The 19,363-nt window shown below is 38.5% G+C and carries 18 protein-coding genes; 13 read left to right on the top strand and 5 right to left on the bottom strand.

Translation table 11 applies throughout. From position 1 onward, the window contains the following. Positions 1 to 115: 115 nt before the first annotated feature. From ACQY77_RS03890 to ACQY77_RS03875, 4 genes are all read left to right on the top strand, one after another. Complete coding sequence (locus tag ACQY77_RS03890) at positions 116 to 1,807, top strand: trypsin-like peptidase domain-containing protein (protein WP_421939298.1); 1,692 nt, start codon at positions 116 to 118, stop codon at positions 1,805 to 1,807. Positions 1,808 to 3,177: 1,370 nt separating this feature from the next. Continuing rightward, positions 3,178 to 5,523, top strand: a complete 2,346-nt coding sequence (locus ACQY77_RS03885) for a TonB-dependent receptor (RefSeq protein ID WP_421939299.1) — start codon at positions 3,178 to 3,180, stop codon at positions 5,521 to 5,523. A 4-nt stretch (positions 5,524 to 5,527) separates the two neighbouring features. Next, positions 5,528 to 6,601 (top strand): PepSY-associated TM helix domain-containing protein, encoded by a 1,074-nt coding sequence (locus ACQY77_RS03880; RefSeq protein ID WP_421939300.1) that lies wholly within the window; start codon positions 5,528 to 5,530, stop codon positions 6,599 to 6,601. A 272-nt stretch (positions 6,602 to 6,873) separates the two neighbouring features. Beyond that, positions 6,874 to 7,563, top strand: coding sequence for a competence protein (locus ACQY77_RS03875; protein ID WP_421939301.1), 690 nt, complete (start codon positions 6,874 to 6,876; stop codon positions 7,561 to 7,563). 128 nt (positions 7,564 to 7,691) lie between these two features. Here ACQY77_RS03875 and ACQY77_RS03870 read toward each other — a convergent pair whose 3' ends face one another. Then, positions 7,692 to 8,117 carry a LytR/AlgR family response regulator transcription factor gene (locus tag ACQY77_RS03870; protein ID WP_421939302.1) on the bottom strand — a complete coding sequence of 142 codons (426 nt, stop codon included), beginning with the start codon at positions 8,115 to 8,117 and terminating at the stop codon, positions 7,692 to 7,694. A gap of 357 nt (positions 8,118 to 8,474) precedes the next feature. Between ACQY77_RS03870 and ACQY77_RS03865 the strand changes: the two genes are divergently transcribed. Genes ACQY77_RS03865 through ACQY77_RS03855 form a run of 3 tightly spaced genes read left to right on the top strand, consistent with a single transcriptional unit; the run spans position 8,475 to position 10,600 of the window. Next, a complete protein-coding gene (locus ACQY77_RS03865; RefSeq protein ID WP_421939303.1) occupies positions 8,475 to 8,927 on the top strand; it encodes a carboxymuconolactone decarboxylase family protein in 453 nt (150 codons plus the stop codon). Between the two features lie 32 nt (positions 8,928 to 8,959). Then, positions 8,960 to 9,310 carry a YciI family protein gene (locus ACQY77_RS03860; protein ID WP_421939304.1) on the top strand — a complete coding sequence of 117 codons (351 nt, stop codon included), beginning with the start codon at positions 8,960 to 8,962 and terminating at the stop codon, positions 9,308 to 9,310. A 45-nt stretch (positions 9,311 to 9,355) separates the two neighbouring features. Then, the gene (locus ACQY77_RS03855) at positions 9,356 to 10,600 is read left to right on the top strand and encodes an RNA polymerase sigma factor (protein WP_421939305.1); all 1,245 of its coding nucleotides are present in this window, start codon (positions 9,356 to 9,358) and stop codon (positions 10,598 to 10,600) included. Positions 10,601 to 10,756: 156 nt separating this feature from the next. Here ACQY77_RS03855 and ACQY77_RS03850 read toward each other — a convergent pair whose 3' ends face one another. From ACQY77_RS03850 to ACQY77_RS03840, 3 genes are all read right to left on the bottom strand, one after another. Further along, positions 10,757 to 11,563 (bottom strand): phytanoyl-CoA dioxygenase family protein, encoded by an 807-nt coding sequence (locus tag ACQY77_RS03850; protein ID WP_421939306.1) that lies wholly within the window; start codon positions 11,561 to 11,563, stop codon positions 10,757 to 10,759. Positions 11,564 to 11,782: 219 nt separating this feature from the next. Beyond that, positions 11,783 to 12,571: an SDR family NAD(P)-dependent oxidoreductase gene (locus ACQY77_RS03845; protein ID WP_421939307.1), complete on the bottom strand. Its 789-nt coding sequence runs from the start codon at positions 12,569 to 12,571 to the stop codon at positions 11,783 to 11,785. An 89-nt stretch (positions 12,572 to 12,660) separates the two neighbouring features. Further along, positions 12,661 to 13,275: a Crp/Fnr family transcriptional regulator gene (locus ACQY77_RS03840; protein ID WP_421939308.1), complete on the bottom strand. Its 615-nt coding sequence runs from the start codon at positions 13,273 to 13,275 to the stop codon at positions 12,661 to 12,663. An 891-nt stretch (positions 13,276 to 14,166) separates the two neighbouring features. On the opposite strand from ACQY77_RS03840, the gene ACQY77_RS03835 reads away from it, so the two are divergent. From ACQY77_RS03835 to ACQY77_RS03810, 6 genes are all read left to right on the top strand, one after another. Next, positions 14,167 to 14,496: a TonB-dependent receptor plug domain-containing protein gene (locus ACQY77_RS03835; RefSeq protein WP_421939309.1), complete on the top strand. Its 330-nt coding sequence runs from the start codon at positions 14,167 to 14,169 to the stop codon at positions 14,494 to 14,496. Between the two features lie 29 nt (positions 14,497 to 14,525). Beyond that, positions 14,526 to 14,855 carry a hypothetical protein gene (locus ACQY77_RS03830; RefSeq protein WP_421939310.1) on the top strand — a complete coding sequence of 110 codons (330 nt, stop codon included), beginning with the start codon at positions 14,526 to 14,528 and terminating at the stop codon, positions 14,853 to 14,855. Positions 14,856 to 15,971: 1,116 nt separating this feature from the next. Further along, positions 15,972 to 16,355, top strand: coding sequence for a GreA/GreB family elongation factor (locus ACQY77_RS03825; protein ID WP_421939311.1), 384 nt, complete (start codon positions 15,972 to 15,974; stop codon positions 16,353 to 16,355). A gap of 374 nt (positions 16,356 to 16,729) precedes the next feature. Then, the gene (locus ACQY77_RS03820; RefSeq protein ID WP_421939312.1) at positions 16,730 to 17,413 is read left to right on the top strand and encodes a hypothetical protein; all 684 of its coding nucleotides are present in this window, start codon (positions 16,730 to 16,732) and stop codon (positions 17,411 to 17,413) included. 86 nt (positions 17,414 to 17,499) lie between these two features. Beyond that, positions 17,500 to 17,865, top strand: coding sequence for a hypothetical protein (locus ACQY77_RS03815; protein WP_421939313.1), 366 nt, complete (start codon positions 17,500 to 17,502; stop codon positions 17,863 to 17,865). A gap of 16 nt (positions 17,866 to 17,881) precedes the next feature. Further along, a complete protein-coding gene (locus tag ACQY77_RS03810) occupies positions 17,882 to 18,661 on the top strand; it encodes a DUF72 domain-containing protein (RefSeq protein WP_421939314.1) in 780 nt (259 codons plus the stop codon). 7 nt (positions 18,662 to 18,668) lie between these two features. Here the strand turns inward: ACQY77_RS03810 and ACQY77_RS03805 are convergent, their stop codons facing one another. After that, on the bottom strand, positions 18,669 to 18,974 hold the full coding sequence (locus ACQY77_RS03805; protein WP_421939315.1) for a hypothetical protein: 306 nt from the start codon (positions 18,972 to 18,974) through the stop codon (positions 18,669 to 18,671). Positions 18,975 to 19,363 lie beyond the last annotated feature (389 nt).

Genomic DNA, 19,363 nt, shown 5'->3' with positions numbered 1-19,363 from the left:
TTAAAGGCCATACCTTGTTAATAATCAGTTTTTAAGCTTTGTTTTTCTCTTCTAAAAAAAACAGGTAATGCTGTTAAAGAATTAGGATAAAGCTTTTAGTATTCCATAAAATATCATGAAAAAATATAAACAGCTGTATGCAGGTATCGTTACTTGCATAGCTATGATATTGATCAGTTTAAATGCAATTGGCCAAAAACGGCAAATTCAGGCGTTTGAAAAGGTCATCAATCAGGCCATTCAAAAAGCTTATCCGGCAAGTGTCAGGATGTGGGGTTTTGATGTACAACAGAACCAGAGAACCAGTGCTCAATTTAGTGGTGTGGTCGTTAGTGCAGATGGATATATCCTTACTGCTGCACATACCATTGTTTCCGGTAAAAATTATAAAGTATTTTTTCCCGATGGGAAAGCGTGCATCGCTTTGGCATTAGGTAGAATTGATAACCCATCCACCCCTGGTATGCCTGATGTTGGGATGATGAAGATTATCGATAAAGGAATCTGGCCTTTTGCCGAAATGGGGTATTCTGGTAGTTTGGTGCAAAATGAGCCTTGTATCAGTATTTCCTATCCAGAAAGCCTGAACCAAACTTTGCCTACATTAAGGCTTGGACAAGTTGCGGAGGTTAAAAATAAGTATGGTTTTATCCGATCCACCTGTAAAATGGAGCCTGGTGATTCTGGAGGCCCGTTATTCGATTACCACGGTAGGGTAATAGGCCTGCACAGCGCGATTGATGTGGCAGAAGATCAGAACTTTGAAATTCCGGTTGATTTATACCGCAAATATTGGACGGCCTTACAGCTGGAAGTAAATTATACTACCTTTCCAGAAAAGGAGGAGGCCTTAATACCCGACCCGTTGCTAAAAACGATCATAGAGGAGAATAGACAAAAAGTTTTACACCCGGATTTAAAAAAGCAGGTAAGCAATCCTTCAGGTGTTCTTTTTGTTAATTCTTTAAATTCTGAAATACAGACTGTTGATGGTGTTTTGTTTAATAAAAACATTAACGGAAGAAAGCGGCAGTTTTTGATCAGTAAGCTCAGCTTGGTGGCCAAAAATCCAAAATTAATTGCGTACAAAGAAATTCCAATAGTGGTTTTGGCAAAAGATAAAACCAACGATCTGATACTGCTGGAACTAAAACAAAAGATTAAAGGAGGGATAGATTTTAATGGTATATCTGCTGATTCTTCAGCCATAACTATGGGGAAATTAATATACACACTTAAATCTGACGGTCAAGTAATTCCAAGTGTGTTAAGCAGTAGTTTATTTGCTTTACCAAAAATAAGCAGTCAGGCATATTTAGGGGCAATGGTGATGTTTAATTCCCAGCCTGCACAGTTTTCCCTCATAAAGCCTAATAGTCCCGCCAGTAGGGCTGGTTTACAGGTAGGCGATGAATTGTTGAGCATAAATGGTAAAGCGATAAGCAGGGCTAATGAATTTGCGCCCGAAATGTTAAAATTTTGGCCCGGTGATTCGCTTACTTTAGGTTGGAAAAATACTTCAGGTATTGTTTCTAAAACATTTGTTTTGGATGGCTTGACAACAGGAAAGTTCAACCACCCGGCAGAACAATTTGAAGGTGGTAAGTCTATTCGCAGGGATGGATTTCAACGCGTATTTGCACACGATGGCACGGTTAAAAGCAACGCCTGTGGTTCAGCTGTTTTTGACCAGGAAGGCAACTTTTTGGGGATTAATATAGCCCGGTTCAGCAGAACAAGTACTTTGGTGATTCCGGCTTTTGTGATCAGGCGGTTTATTGAAGAATCAGTGGTACCTGGTCATTAATCTTTTCTTAGAGGCGTTATGGTTCAATTATATTGTAATTTACTGTTTAATGCAAAAATGATGGATTTGAAAGGTTATGCATTTCGCTAACTGCCTTAAATAATTAACTGGCTTTTCCGAATTACGCCTCCGGCCTGGCAGCATTTCGCGGGATAGGACATTTGAATGCTTGCAGTTTCAAACGCTTACCTGCTGTCCAAGGGAATAAGCAGCGCGAGTGGGTTTGTGTGGAGGAAAGGCCTCTTATTATCGCCATCAGCATTCGGATGCTCCTGGCCAAGAAAGGATGCAAGCCTTGATTTATTCATTAGTATTTATTGTTTTCAATGGCATTCATGAGCTCGCTAAGGCTCGGTTTGGTTACCTTTTTATCAAGAAAAAGGTAAGAGCCCTTCCGGCGGTGAGGAAGAAAGGAATCTTTTTGTCCTGGCCGGACGGGCGTCTTTCTTTTGACACCAAAAGAAATAAACCGAACCCGATATTACATCGGGGAGCTCATTAATACAACTAAAAAACAATGAACAACTATTAATAAAGTGTCGGCTTAAAACTTTTCTTTGAAAGTTAGTGCTGTGGCGTGGGCAGTGCATCCCGAAAACTTTATTAGGCCGATCCGAGTGGAACGGAGAAACAGTGGTAAGGCCTGGCTGGGTGGCGAAGCATGGTGGCAAGGCTATTGCGTTAAGAATTGAGTAAGTTTAACTTGTATGTTCTTACATCCCTTATATGGTTAAAATGCTCATGGGATTCTACGATGTTTTACCACCCCTGCCACCACATGGGCTTACACACCCCCTCCTTGAAAAAAGGAGGGGAGTTAGTTTACGATGGCTACTAAGTTATCTGTTCGATGTTGACTCATTCCTGCGGAGGAATGATGGATTTGCAAGGTTATGCATTTCGTTAACTGCCTTAAATAATTAACTGGCTTTTCCGAAGTACGCCTCCGGCCTGGCAGCATTTCGCCGGATAGGACATTTGAATGCTTGCAGTTTCAAACGCTTACCTGCTGTCCAAGGGAATAAGCAGCGCGAGTGGGTTTGTGTGGAGGAAAGGCCTCTTATTATCGCCATCAGCATTCGGATGCTCCTGGCCAAGAAAGGATGCAAGCCTTGATTTATTCATTAGTATTTATTGTTTTCAATGGCATTCATGAGCTCGCTAAGGCTCGGTTTGGTTACCTTTTTATCAAGAAAAAGGTAAGAGCCCTTCCGGCGGTGAGGAAAAAAGAAATTTTTGAGTAAGTTACCCTTATATTTCTGATCAGGCTTTCGTGGCCAAACCATTATGCTATTCATTCCTAATGTTAAGGAAAATTAATTTTTAATCAGTCTAAATAATGTTAGCTTTGCGGAAATTTTTTAGCGATAATGAAACAATCATACTTAAGCGCTGTGATAGCGGTCATCTTATTTTTATGCTGTACTTCTCTTTTTGCACAAACCAGTACAGGCACCGTTAAAGGACTGGTAACCGATTCATTGGGTAACAAGATTCCTGCTGCCAATATTCAAATCAGAAAACATAACTTAAAAACAATTAGCGATAAACAGGGCGCTTTTGTGCTAAACGGAGTTCCTGTAGGCACACAGAAAATCCGAATCTCTATTATGGGTTTTAATGCCTTAGAACAAACTATCGAAGTGTCAGCGGAAACCAGCCTTACTTTTGTTTTAAAAGAGCAAAGCGAAGGACTTAATGATGTAATTGTTTCAGCAAGCAGAAGACCAGAATCTTTATCGCAAACCCCTTCATCAGTAACCGTTTTAACATCAAAAGAAATCGGTACACAATCTACCATCAGTCCCAATTTAGCTAATATCTTATCCTATAGCGTACCTGGTTTAGGTTTTTCTACCAATCAAACAGGTAATTCCGGACAAACCCTTAGGGGGAGAAACGTTTTGGTGTTAATAGATGGAATTCCACAATCTACACCGTTAAGAGCGGGAGGCAGAGATATCAGAAGTATCGACCCTACTGTAATAGAACGTGTAGAGGTAATTAAAGGAGCAACAGCCATTTATGGCAACGGAGCCGAGGGAGGTTTAATCAATTACATCACTAAAAAAGCAGATCAAAGCAAGTCTTTTGGTGGTTATTCTCAGGCAGGAATCACCGGAAATTTAAAAGGCGATAGTACCATTGGTTACCGTTTTTCTCAGCAGTTATATGGAAAATCAGCTAAGTTTGATTACCTGCTGAGCGGTATGTTTGAGAAGACGGGTGTATTCCGCGATGCGGAAGGCCTGGTAATCTCGCCAGAGTATGGTTTAGGTGAAACCCGCTCTTACAACGGTTTTGCAAAACTGGGTTATCAGATTACAGCGAAACAACGCATACAATTAATGTATAACTACTTCAGTTCCAGACAACGTTCCAGGTACATCACAAAAGATGGCGTTTACGGGCAATCGCCTGCAATTGGCGTTTATGGGACCAGATTAGGAGAGGATGAGGGTACCCGTTTTAACCATAATGCCAACTTACAGTATACTAATCAACAAATCTTTGGAAAAACTGACCTGACCGCAAACCTTTATTATCAGGATTTCTATACCATTTATTCAAACTCAGCTTCATTTTTCGGCGGTGGTCAATCGGCTATCACTTCAACTAAAAAAGGCGCAAGGGTTAATTTGAATACGCCAGTTGCCTTAACAGCGCAACAATCGCTACAGGTTAACTATGGCTTAGATTTAATGAACGATAAAACTGCACAAAGCTTAACCGACGGCAGATTATGGGTGCCTGATATGAATATGGTAAACTTTGCACCATATCTGCAGGCTTCCACTACCTTTTTGAACGATTTAACCATCAAGGGAGGATTAAGGGTAGAGAATATCAATATCGATGTAGATGATTTTAATACTTTAGCTACAGGCGCAAATGGTGCCGGCAGTATCGCTGTTCAGGGTGGTAAGTTAAATTACAATGCATTGGTTTTTAATGCCGGTGCAAGATATTCTAAATTCAAATTCTTTAACCCCTTTATCAGCTATGCGCAGTCATTTTCAGTATTTGAACTGGGAAGGGTATTGAGGGCCGCAAAGGCTAATACTTTATCGCAGTTGGAAACTAAACCCATCATTGTGAATAATTATGAAGCAGGTTTCAGCAGTACCATCGGTAATTTGAATTTAAGCGCTGCGTATTACTACAGCACTTCTAAGCTGGGTGCAAACTTACTGGAGGTAAATGGTACTTATATTTCTCAGCGTATCCCTGAGCGGGTGTATGGCTTTGAAATCCAGGCCGATTATCAGGTGCTAAAATCATTGAGCATTGGTGGTAATTATGCTCAGGTAGAAGGTAAAGGCGATGTGGATGATGATGGAAATTATGATGGTGAAAAGGATGTTTATTTGAATACAACCAGGATACCGCCGTCAAAAACAACCATTTACCTTAAATATTCGGGAGTTAAGAACCTCAGTATCGATGTAAATTGGATGCGGGTAGGCAACCGCGATCGATTTGCTAAAAATGCGGCAGGTAAGTACCTGATTGGCGAAGGTCCTGTAAAAGCCTTTAATCTTTTTAATTTAGCAAGCGCTTATCAAATGACCCCTGCTTTACGTTTAACTTTAGGATTAGAAAATATATTGAACAAAGTATACTATCCGGCTATATCTCAGTTTTATGGCAGTAATGTAAACTATGTGAGGGGTAATGGCCGTCGCTTTAATTTTGCAGTGGGTTACGCGTTCTAAATAAATGAATAAAAAGTTTAAAAATATTGTTCGGCAAATTCACCTTTGGTTAGGCTTAACTACAGGTTTGGTAGTACTGATCATTAGTATTGCCGGAGCATTGTATGTTTTTGAAGAAGAGATCAGGGCTGCTACCCAGAAGGATTTTCGCTTTGTACCCCTTCAGCAAAAACCTTTTGCAGGTTTAGATCAGATCATTACACAATTTGATAAACTGGCACCAAAGGCTAAACTCAAGCTGATCAGAATTACCGAACAATATCCTAATGCTACAGTTGAGTTAAGCACTTCGAAAGATGAGGTGTATTACTTTAACCCTTATACCGCGGCATTGGTAAGTAAAAGGGGCTTAGATTGGATCGAGATTGACCGAAAACTGCACACTTCTTTGTTGTTGGGAGAACCTGGTGAGTTCATCATGAGGTGGTCGGTAGTTATTTTCGTACTGATGCTGATTACCGGTTTGCTGCTGTGGTTTCCAGGTAGGAGGCGACTGCTCAAACAATCATTAACCATCAAAAGAGATGCATCATTTAAACGGCTGAATTATGATTTACATAATGTGCTCGGCTTTTACGCTGCAGTAGTTTTATTAATCACTGCTTTAAGCGGCCTTTATTTTGCTTTTAAAGAAGTAAAAACTGCTGCCAGTTTCTTTACAGGCACAAAGTTAACACCGGGAAAAGCCATAGCAGGAGCTAAGGTAGATACCATTAAATCGGTTGCTCAAAGGTACAACAAGCTTTACCGGGAAGCGAGTTTAAAATACCCCGGCGCGCTTTCTACCAGTTTTTCGGTCAGGGCAAAAGGAGAACTTCGCTTAAGGATGATTTATCCTTACCGATGGGCCCGAAATCAGAATACCTTTTTCTTTGATGAGGCCACCGGTACGCCGCTAAGAGCCAAGCTTTATCAGGATTATAACGGAGCAGATTTTATTGAAGCTACAAACTTCGATCTGCATACGGGTAAATTGTTCGGTGTGCCCCATAAGATCCTTTCCTTTTTGGCAAGCTTAATCGCAGCTAGTCTTCCCGTAACCGGATTTATTATCTGGTGGAAGAAGAGGAGGAGGTAGAGGGAGTCTTGAGTCTTGAGTCTTGAGTCTTGAGTCTTTAGTCTGGAGTCATTAGTCTTTAGTCATTAGTTTTGAGGCCAAAGTCTTGTGTTTTGTTATTGAGCCAACCATTAAGGGAAAATAATTACCATGCTAATTTTCTTTTTCTTAGACTTAAAACTTACTACTTACTACTTACTACTTTTTCCAAGACTTATTGCCCAATCTTTAGTTTTTATAACTAATTTTTTTAGTAATTTTGCCCTCAATCATAATGATTAGCGTAAGATTTTATGGAATGGAAAACTGAAGAGCTTAGCGCTCGGTTGCCTGTTCGCAAAGCAGTGCTGTGGGATATGGGCATGCCTGTAATGCCGGCTGATGTGTCCAGATTTTATCGAAAAGAAAGTCCCTGGCATCGGGATTGGAAAATGGCATTCCCAGAACATTACCGGGAAAAAGTATTTATTGATCAGGCCTCTGGAGAGATGCATCGCGCCGATATTTTTACAGCCTGTGGTACTACGCTTGAATTTCAGCACTCGCCAATAACTGCCTTAGAAATTGCCAGTAGGGAGGCCTTTTACCCCAATTTGGTCTGGATATTAAATGGCGCAAAACTTAAAGGATTCCGGTTGCTGAAACACTTGCCTGATGTAGATGATTCTAAGCTTGCGGCCTATGAATTTTGCCATTCTGATCATTTAGCCGTGGTGAGTAAGGCAGATATTGATGCAGGTAAACTCAAACCCCGAACCATCAGTTTCGCTCATCCCGAAATGCAGGGAATTAAGATGACTGCCCAATACTATTCTTTTTGCTGGAAGAATCCGCATACAGCCTGGTTTTCTGCCCGTTGCAGGATGATTGTAGATATGGGCGGGCATTTTCTTTATGAAATTAAAAAACGCAAACAAATTAACGGAGACTATGCCTATTTGAAGCTAATCTCCCGAAAAGCATTTGTAGAAGGGTATATTTAAATCTGTTTCAATATTCATCTTTCGATTAAGGTGATGAATCTTTAAACATCTACAGGCATTGAATGTTTTGTGCAGAATTACAATCCGCAATTATTAATCTTATTTACCTAATGAGATTTTAACATAAACTACAAATTCTCAGCGCGATCCCAAATTGTGGTATGCTGGCGTTTGGTGTTTTTATGCAAAATTTCATTAATCGTATAATCAAATTTTTTAAAATCAATGGGTTTAACCAGAAAACCATCTCCATTGGAGAAAGCATCTATTGCATAATGACTGTGTGCAGTAGTAAAAACAATATAAGAAACACGATCTCTTAACATTCTGGCAATATCGAGCCCTGAAACATCCATACTGATATCTAAAAATAAGAAATCAATTTTTTCATAGGTTCTGAATGCAGCCATAGCCTCTACCGCATCCGTAAAGCATCCGCTTAGTTCCAGTTTGTCTATTCTCGAAATATAATTTTTAATAACGCTGATGGCCAGGATATCATCATCAAGAATGACACAATTATAGGGCAGTTTAAGATTTCTAGGATGAGCCATATGATTATAATTTAAAATATTGCTGATACAAAATTTCAGCCATTAGTAATATTGCTTTCCTCAAATGGGTTGTGATTAACCCTTTTTGTTTGCCCACTTTCTGTAAAGCCTCATTTTTTTATTAACAGAATGGGTACAGTTGCTTTATATGAATGGGCGCTCAGCGATCCAGGTTTTACATCTGTGGATATTTGGGGAATTTTATCCACTTAAATTCCCCAACTGTGGAATTTTATTTTAAAATTAACATGCTTATTATGAGTGTCTTATGGTTTTTTTATTAAAAAGATAGAAAAAATGTCCAATTCGGTACAGTCTGCGTGTCATTAGGTTTTTAACAATTAAAATATTATCAAAATGGAAAAGAGAATCAATGTATTTGGAAAAGGAATGAATGCTTTAAAACCACTTTTCGATATGGGGATGAGTCTGAAAAAGTCTACTCTGGGTGCAGAATTAGAGGAACTGGTACATTTTCGTGTATCACAAATTAATGCATGTGCGTATTGCTTAGATATGCATGCGAAAGAAGCCCGGGCAAAGGGAGAAACGGAGCAACGCTTGTATGGATTAAGTGCCTGGCGCGAAACACCTTATTATACCGATAGAGAAAGGGCAGCTTTGGCTTGGGCTGAGGCAGTTACAGCCTGTGTGGTTCCGGATGATGTTTACCAGGAACTGGCAAAGCACTTTACCGAATTGGAAATGATAGAACTTACCCTGGTGATCACAACAATTAACACCTGGAACCGCTTAAATATTTCTTTTCCCAATACACCGGGAAGCTACAAAGTAGGTATGTTCGGATAAATGACTAAATTAATCACCTTAAATAAAATATCATGAATGAATTTTTATTGATTTTCAGAAGAGCTTTTGGCAGCTCTGAAGAGCAGCCTTCTCCTGAAATGATGCAACAATCAATTAAGCAATGGCAAGATTGGTTTGGGAGTATTGCAGCCCAGGATAAACTGGTACGCCCCTTACAACGATGGGATTTAGAAGGACGAGTAGTAAAGAAAGATAAAGATGTAATCAATGGTCCCTATGCCGAAATTAAAGAGTCGATTGGCGGTTTAATCCTCATTAGGGCAAAAGATTATGATGAGGCGGTAGAAATAGCCCAGGGCTGTCCCATACTTGAATTGGGCGGAAATGTAGAAGTTCGGATGGCTGTTACACCAGCAGTTTAGTAGTGATTTGGCGTATGCCTTATAAATTTGGCTTAAACCGGTAAGATGAACGAATCAGAACTTATTCCACATTTATTCAGAACAGAGTACCGGAAAATAGTTTCGGTACTCTGTTATCTTTTTGGCATCGAACATATGGAAACTGCCGAAGACATAGTGAGTGATACTTTTTTATCAGCAACAGAATCCTGGAGCATAAAAGGAATTCCTGAAAACCCAGCTGCCTGGTTGTATACAGTTGCTAAAAATAAAACCCGGAACCATCTCCGCCACCATGCTGTTTTTGAACAAAAATTAGTAAAACAAATTGCGTACAATGCAGAAAAGGTTGAAGAAATCCAGCTTGATCTTTCTGATCAGAATATTAAAGACAGCCAGTTGGCAATGATCTTTACCATCTGCAATCCTGCAATTTCCAACGTTTCGCAAATTTCATTGGCACTTAATCTATTGTGTGGTTTTGGGGTTCAGGAAATCGCCGATGCTTTTCTCAGCAATAAAGAAACGGTCTATAAGCGGATAAAACGGGCAAAAGAAAAGCTAAAAGAAGACCAAATTCGGATCGAACAGCCTCAATTATCAGAAATTAGCCACCGTTTAGAAACCGTATTAACTACTTTATATCTGCTCTTTTCTGAAGGTTATTACTCCGTGTCAAACAATATCACCTTGAGAGAAGACCTTTGTGCAGAAGCTATGCGTTTAAATTTCTTACTATTAGAAAATCCCAATACCAATACCCCTGCTGTAAATGCACTTTTCTCCCTCATGTGTTTTCATGCCTCAAGATTCGCGGCCAGAACAGACACTGAAGGGGCTGCCATATTATACGATGATCAGGACGAGCATCTGTGGAATAAGGAACTAATTGAACGGGGAATTTATTACCTTAATAAAGCTTCAACGGGAGATAACTTAACCAAATATCACTTAGAGGCAGCAATCGCTTATTGGCATACACATAAAGCTGATACTGATGAAAAATGGGATAATATTCTGCAGCTTTATAACCAACTACTCATTTTAGAATATTCTCCTGTTGTTGCCATGAACAGAACTTATGCCCTGGCTAAAGTAAAGGGTAAAGCCATAGCCATCATGGAAGCAGAAAAACTTCAACTATCAGATAACCACCTCTATTATTCTCTGTTAGGCGATCTTTACACCGGTATTGATAACCCCAGAGCCCTAAAGTCTTTTGAGAAAGCACATCAGTTGGCCAGTACAGATACCGATAAGCAGTTGATCTTAAGTAATATCAAGAAGCTGAACAAACGTCGGATGGATTAAAATAATTCCAGTAACAGCATGCCGGAAGCAAGGGCAGCCTGTTGTCTATATTTCTTCGGATTAATCCTTTTGGATACATTTTTAACAAAGGCCACCTGCCTTTTCAACTTACCTGATCTGATCAGGTAGCTGAACAAAAGAATGAACAGCATAAAGTTATTTTACAATTCCTGCAAAGCGCTGGTAAAATACGGTTGGACTATTCTCATTCTTCGGTGCATATTTTCCAGCAATAATCGGAATGTAAATCACTCTTCGTCGGCTGGCTTCTCCACGAATGGATGATTCTGCAACGCGGTGCCACAGCCTGCCGTCATGTATAGTTAAATCTCCGGCTTCAGGTAAAATAGAAAGCTCCTCCGGATCAGGCTTATTATCTACAAAGTATTTCTTACGGAAAAGCATCTGGTAAATACTTTGCTTATGTGTACCGGGTATAATTTTTAATCCGCCATTTTCTATTTTCTGCGTACTGAGGTGGATCCCCACATTTAGCATAGGGTTAAGTTTGGTGCCATAGAAGATATCTCTCAAACCATCAGTATGCCAGCCCATTTTACTGAATTTGCTTTCCGGTCCGTTGATGTAGTGATTAAAAACCATACCGTCTTTTTCTTCGGTACCCAGCCTTGCACCTTCACCAGCTAATTGTAAAAGCCCGTTAAAACGTGGGTCAAGCAATAAGCCACTCAAAGTTTGATGGTGCTGATTTATAAAAGCAAAACGTTGCACAATAGATGATCCATCAAGGTCTTTTCCGTATTTAATAGGAACACCGTTTACTTTTTTTGTTCCTTGTTCAATCCAGTTTTGTTCTACTTGCTTGGAAGCATCAATAATGGAAGCTACTGTTTCAGGTTTGATGAAATTTTTAAAATGGATAAAACCATGTGTCTGAAAGAAATCAAGTTGTTCTGTAGTCAGCCTATCAGATAGGGTAAAGGTAGGATACGAAGTGGCCATGGGGCAATGATTAAAAGTTTAAAGAAAAAGAATTAGTAGGGGAGAGATTATGCGCAGCAACAACACATTCGCATTCGCGAAGGGCTTGGCATGGGAAGAAAATAAAACGGGATTGTTTTATTATACATAATCTATAGATTTAGTAGTATTTAATACAAACATAATACTTTTTTAATATTCCAAAGAAAAAAGATGAATATTTTTTTCTAAATCAGTGGTTTAGGTTTTGTAAATGCCTGCGGCAATTTTCTCTATCATTGCCTTTGGCAATATTCTATTGGCATAAACACTAATGATATTACTGAAACCCGGAATGATTTCGGATTTTTTTGCCAGCATTCCTTTTACAGCTATTTCGGCCACGTGATCTGGCTTCATGTTAAATTTTTCGGCCATTTTGCTAAACGCATCCAGTCCTGCGCGTTTTGCAAAACCCGTATCAACAGGCCCTGGACTGAGGCAACTAACAGATACAGGTGTGTTTTTCAATTCGAACCTCAAAGCACGTGTAAAAGAAAGTATGAATGATTTGGTTGCAGAATATATAGCCAGGGTTGGAACAGCCTGATAGGCCGCAGTGCTAGCCACATTAAGGATATAAGATTGTTTTTCTCTTAACAGCAGCGGAAGCAGCAGGTGGCAAAGTTGCACAACAGTATCCATATTCAACCGGCACATTTGCAATTGTTCTTCCAGGTTAAGATTAGCAAAGGAACCCCATAAGCCATAACCTGCATTGTTAATCAAAATAGTTACTTTATTTTCATGTTGGTTAATCCAATCGACTACCGCATTAGCCGAATCACTTAGGGCTAAATCTATCGGAAAGGTATTCACCTCCACCTGATATTGAAGGCTGATTTCTTGTGCCAGCTGTGTAAGTTCATCTTCTGACCGGGCAATAAGTAACAAATGATATCCACGTTTTGCCAGTGATTTGGCTATAGACTTACCTATCCCTTTACTTGCTCCGGTGATTACTGCATACCTTTTATCCGCTTCAGCCATGTGATTTAATGATGAGTTTTAGGCAAATATGGGATAATATTGATAAGTGTAACCAATTTATTGATATTTTATTTTGCCCTTACTGTTTATTAAGGTGTGCTTTTTATTCTGCTCAATGTTTCTAACCGAATACCCAAAAAAGAAGCAATGTATTTCTGAGGTACACGATCTGCCAGATAGCCATAAGATTTTAAAAAGCGTTCATAACGCTTCCTGGCTGTTGGAATACGCGATAAAAATGCTCTTTCTGAAGCACTGCGATAATAAATTTCGGTCATCTTTCGTCCCACGTAATTGGCTATATCGAAATTATTATACAATAACCTCGACATTTCATGCGGCACTGCAATAGCCAATACCGGCTCAATGGTTTCTATATATTCTTCAGAAGCCTCATCAGTCCAAAGGTTTCTGATGGTACCAGCCAGATCATTTTCTACGGTAATCCAGGTCGTAATTTTCTTATTCCCCATTTTCAGATAACCATGAACAACACCTTTTAATATCAGGAAAATATATCGGTTGCGTTTTAAGGGAGAAGCGATATGTTTATTCTTTTCAAAAGTAACCGGAAAGGTATATTCATTGATAATGGATTCAATATCTTTGTTTAGGGGATGGAAATTCTTAAATACAGCAATTAGTGGAGAGCAACCACCAAAATCCTTCCACTTATCTTTGCCAAACTTATTTTCTAGATTCATGAGCAATACAACTCAGTAAAGTTCCGAATTGTATTTAAATATTAAGATAAAACATGCATTATTTTGATGACGTTTATCAAAATCTTAGTGAAAATCAAGGTTTGAAATATCTCTCCATATAAAGTACCTGCTAAGCAGATAGAAATCCCTGGATGTTATTTATTTGGTGGCGTACAAAATCATATCGGCATGATTCGTATAACGCAGCTTCAGTTTTTAAACTATCAAGTTCTTGCTGGGAAAGATAACCAGGGTTTTTAAGTGATTCTAATTGTCTAATGCGAGAAATTACATTCCTGTACTCAGTGTCGTTGGTAATCGGGTTCATTCGGTTTGTTATGTTGATGGTCCAAATTTGAAAAATACAACAGTAGCAGCGGGCTAAAAGTTTTCCACCAGATGTGAATTTCTAAAGAAAAAGAAGTTCAATAATGTTTAAACCACAGTTCGTTAGGTGATTATCTAATACGTGAACACCTGAAATTAATCACTTGTTTATCAGGAATATGTGCCAATGATTGTGTGATATTGGCAATTTTTAGAGTTGTTTGTTTTACACTAAGTCTGTTTATTTATTGTTGTAATTTAAGCTGTAAATCATCAAGGATTTGCCGATGAAATTTTTAGGATGTTAGGCTTGTTAATACATATGTTGATTTTTTGCCCCGTTTAAAGCATCTCAATAGTTGTTTGTCGTAGGGTTATTTTTTTATAAATAGAGAATGTGTTGAATACTGCTATTTGTTGATGTGCTGTTTTCAGTTTCTATTATTCGGTTTTTAAATGTTTATATTTACACTATCCCATTGTTATAATTCCCCTGAAGTATGTCTGCACTGGGTTTGGTTAATGCTTATAAAAGCACCACTGTAACGATTTTTGCCTTCCTTGATGTTAACGGTAAGGTTAACGATGAAAATGTGCGCGGCATTACCTCAATTAGCGGGGGCTGCACTGGTATTGGTAGATGGTATGCCCAGCAGTTTAAACCTGATTAATCCTGTTGGTTTAGAAAGTGTTACCGTCTTGAAAAACGCTGCTTCTGCTGCAATTTATGGTGCCAGAGGTGCTTTTGGTGTTATTTTGGTAACAACTAAGAAAGGGGGAAAGGATCAGAAGGAAAAAATTACCTATTCCGGAGGCTTGCGTTTTAACAGACCAACGTTCTTACCCGATGTGCTTAACACCAAACAACACTCCTGGCCGATTTTGCAAGCCTGAAAGGTATTACACGAAAACCTGTAAGGTGGATGGAAAAGTTTGGAGAATGGAAGCACGTTATTCAGATGAACGACTGGAAGCCAGAGTCTGCCGCTACATGGACTGTTGATGTGATAGAACCAGGCCACTACTACCTTTCATTAAATTACAAAGGAAAAGGTAAGCTGGTATGGAAAACCACTACCGATGAAGGTATAATTGTGCAGAATCAGCAGCCGGCAACAGAAAAATATAACACTTATCCAATGGGGATTTTAACCTTTAAAAAAGCAGGAAAACATACGCTAACGGTCGCTCTGGTGGAAGGAGAGCCTACTTCATCAAGCTTAGAATCTATTGTCATAAAACCCATAAAATAAATCATGGGGTGCTGATGATCGCTTAGGAAAACTACATATTATTTACTAGTAAAAGATAATGGCAAAATGATTTAGTCCAAAAATGGTGTGGTTTTTACGCCTTTAATGCGAATAATCACACCTTTTTGACTAATATTGTTTCTTATTTTTTTTGAATCCACAATCTAAATAAATGAACTTTCATATTGTAATCTCCTTACTGGGACCGATCTGCTTATTGGCGTTAGGAATCATGCTCAGATTTTCGAATAATCCCGGGTTGGGCTCGTCGAAAAAGTACTGGCCATATATTGTTATTATCGGACTTGTTATATTAGCCTTAAAAATCTGGAAGCTTTTTCTTTAGAAAACATTTAACAAAATCTACAGTTTTTCATCTAATCCTGGTCATGTTTTAATACATGCTCATTGATTATGGAAGTCCTATTTGAATTTTTGCAAGCAATTATTTTTCAATTCATACTGGCGAATATTGGAAGATTTACGAGGAAATATTTATTAGTTATGTTGCCTCAATCTACAGAGCCTAAGCCTAATGATATACTCAATCACTGTATTAATCAAGATTACATCGATGTATGGATTGGGGCTGGAATTGTGTTAGTAGTAGTATTGATATTTAGTTTTTTATAGAAATATCATTATCTAACTTTAATGAAAAAAACTATCATGGATGCCTTTTCCTATTGCCATGTAAATTTTTGAATAGATAAGCAGGGAAGTACGCTTAAAATTTGCCTCCGGACTTATAAAGCTTATATTTGAGTATAGTGACAAATAATAGTCAACATATCGAACCAGAAATTGGCCTTAAAGCTAATCAAGTGCTTGGTGCTAAGGCTAAGCCTGTTTGCGAACCTATCGCAGCTGTGTTTTTATGCGGGTTATTCTGTATTCCTTCTTTTAAGGATTTTGATACCATCGCCCCAAGTCTTTAAAACGCAGTATTTGATCTTGGGGTAAATAAACCAGGTATCCTTATTTCTGCTTTTCCTTTTTCAGTCTTTTTTTAGCTATTCAGAACTTTGAGTTCTCAAAAACCGCTTTGCTCTGATTTGAATTGAAGGAAGCATTTAATCTACAAATCTATTCTAGTAACAATAAAACACGAGAGACATGAATTTAAACGAAAACAATCCGGTAATCATTACCCAGGAAGATTACAATCTGTTGAAACCTTATTTCAGCAAATCGTCAGGAAATGAAATGTCGCTTTCAGCAGAGTTAAGCCGAGCGATGATCATCAAAGATGATGCATTTCCTCCCCATGCCATCAGGTTAAATTCAAGGGTTTGGATAACAGAGGCAAGTACAGGGGAAACCACTGAACTTACTATTGTACTGCCGCAACATGCCGATATCAAAGCAAAAAAAATATCTGTATTAACGCCAATTGCAGCAGCTTTAATTGGCTTTAGAAAAGGGGAAACTGTGCAATGGAAAGTTCCGGCAGGGTTAAAAGTTTTTAAAATAACGGATGTTAAACCTCCACAAGCATAAAACTGTAGATTAAACTGTAATTGATGCAACGGACGCAATATTCATACGTCATTTATGCAGTTTAGTTAACTATAACCGGGGGGGTGACGTTGGTGATTCTGGTCATCCTCTCTTTTTAAATTGATGATTGAGTTATTGCTGATTCCTGTTTTTGGTTATTAGGCATTAGCCATTAGCCATTAGTCATTAGTCATTGGGCATTGGGCACTAGTCATTTGTTTCTCAATCATTAGTTTATTAGTTATGATTCCTTTTATCATTTACTAATTTATTCCTTCACTCACTCTCTCAATAATACTTCCCATATTCATTTCTTCATCTATTTCAAACTTTCTGTACATAAGCAGGGTTGTAATATAAAAGGGAGAAATGATATGAAAACAATAACCTTATTGAGTTTTGGATGTATTTTAGGTGCTTTTCTGTTATTGAGCAACCTGTCGGTAAGTGCTACCTCTTTCAAAAAGAATGATTTTTTATTAAGTAACAAGATTAAAGCAAAGCCGGATACAACAAAAACCGCACTTTGGTTGGGCGACATGCTGATTTTAGTCCGCAAGCAGAAGCAACTGGCTGGTTTGGCGGTAGAGCAGACTAATGATACCGGGATTAAAACCTGGAGCAAAAAAGTAATTGATTCCCTAATCCCTTTAGAGGTGGATTTATTGGCCCTGGCAAAATCCAAACAGATTGCATTACCTACTGAAAAGCCTCAGGGTGGCCAACGCCCGGATGGTAGGATTGATTCTTCACCAGAAAACCTTAAGGATACCAGTAGAAACCAAAAATCAGTTGGCGAGGCGGGAAATACTGGTTTAGTTAAGCAAGGCAAAATTAAAGAGAAAGAAATACCCGCAGGTGTAATTCAACTTACCAAGCTAAAGGGAAAGGATTTTGATAGTGCTTACATCAAGGCATCAACTTCAGATTTTAAACGCTTTCAAGAATTGATTGGTAAGGCAGCCAGTTCAACTGATGAAACTGTAAGCAAATTTGCCAATAAGTATCAGGTTCAGATTAATGGTTTAAAAGCAGAATTGGATAGGGTAGTTCATTAGTTTATTGGTCATTAGTCATTGTTGCTGGTTCATTCATACATTCCATAATTTAATCATTCCACATCTTCAGCAAATAAATTGTACATATGAAAGTAACCTTACCCGTAAAGGAAGCACAAACAACGGCACACCTTCAAACAGAGTTGTGGTATTTGTTGCAAAGAGCCTTAGGTGTATCACGTAACCGTTTAGGTAAATATATCGCTAAAAACTTAGTTCTAATTGATAAAGGAGTGCGTTCGGTACTCGTAAGTAAAAGGAAAAAGGGAGAAATTACAGTTTCTGATGTAGAAATTGCTGCGTTATGTTTGCTAACGGCATCGAGTTTTTATAAAAGCATATCCAAAAGGAAAAAGATGGATTTATGGGGTTCCGCGATACTGGGAGCAGTATGTTGCAGTCTTTTATTACTTAATAAACACGGAGGAAGAAGAACCGTGATTCCTGATTAAATCCCTTATGATTGACATGGGAAATGATATATTGAATATAACGCAAGCCAATAACGTGGATGCAAAGATTTATTTAGGTACCAGCGGACTGGTATTGCCTGTGCCAAATAAAAGTTTTTACCCAGAGGCATTCAAAACGGCAAGCAGACTTCATTATTATGCACACCTTTATAATTCAATCGAAATTAACAGTTCGTTTTATAAGATGCCGAGAGCAGTAACAGTTGGCAGATGGGCTGAAGAAACAGGCAGGGATTTTAAATTTACTTTTAAGCTGCTAAGAGATATTACCCACACTAAAGGGCTCATTTTCGATCCTTACCAGCTGGAACATTTTATGTTGGCCATATCGGCAGCAGGACAGAAGAAGGGATGTTTACTTATTCAGCTTCCACCATCACAAGATATAAGTGCCTTCAGCCAATTTCAGCGACTTATAGATTTAATCAGGGAATATGATACTGTAGATTGGAATCTTGCAATAGAATTCAGACACCGCTCCTGGCATACAACAGAAGTTAAAGATTGGATGAATGACAAAGAATTGGCATTGGTTTTTCACGATCACAGATCGCAATCATCACCAATGTGGGATTTAGAAGCTAACTTTAGCTACCTGCGTTTTCACGGACCTACAGGAGATTTCAGAGGTAGCTACGATGAAGCCATCCTTACAGAGTATGCAAGCTATGTGCAAGAGTGGTTAGCGCAGGAAAAAGATGTTTACATCTATTTTAACAATACCATTGGCGCCGCAACAGAAAATCTGCTTACATTAAGAAATCTCCTGACTTAAAATCATATTATCTACTGTTTTTTGCCTTCAACCTGTTTAGAACAGAAGAAGCATCGGTGGTGGTTAGGTTATCCAAAGCCTCACGTAAGCTTTGATTGGACAAACTCAAATTCACAAACATTTGCCTCAAACGTTCATTTTCTTCATTTAAATGGAGCAGGTTGTTTGCTACCTGGCCGTAGGTTCTAATCCATTGATTGAAAATGGTAATGTCGATTTCAAGTTGTTCACAAATTTCGGTTGGCTCTTCTCCTTTATAAAAAGATTGAACCAGTAACACAATTTCATTAACAGTATATTTCGTGGTATCCATAATGATGAGGTGGCGATTTTTGGCAAATAAAAAAATCTTTAAATGGGATATGTTTTTCTTTGCTTATTAGATTAATAAATGATTAAGGATTAACACAAATAAAGTCAGGATGAATATTTTGTACAAATAATTGACTACGCAGTTCTACGCTGTTTTTGTAAGCGGTTGATTTGCAGTAGGTAAAAGAATTTTTATAGAAGAAGAAAGTGTGCGCAGAAACAATTTCAGATTTGCTGGTGTTTTAATAAAAAAAGCCATGCTGGTCACGTAAAGTAAATCATCCCCTATTTATACGTTAATTACCAGCATGGCTAAGTGTAGTTACGCTAATCAGTTCTGTTAGTTCAGATTGTTTAGTCATAGGTGACGAACCTTGTAACTACGGGTAA

It is taken from the genome of Pedobacter sp. (assembly GCF_965279535.1).
Classification (GTDB): domain Bacteria; phylum Bacteroidota; class Bacteroidia; order Sphingobacteriales; family Sphingobacteriaceae; genus Pedobacter.
Note: the sequence above shows the minus strand (reverse complement) of the source record. Positions and strands in the feature narration are given on the sequence as shown.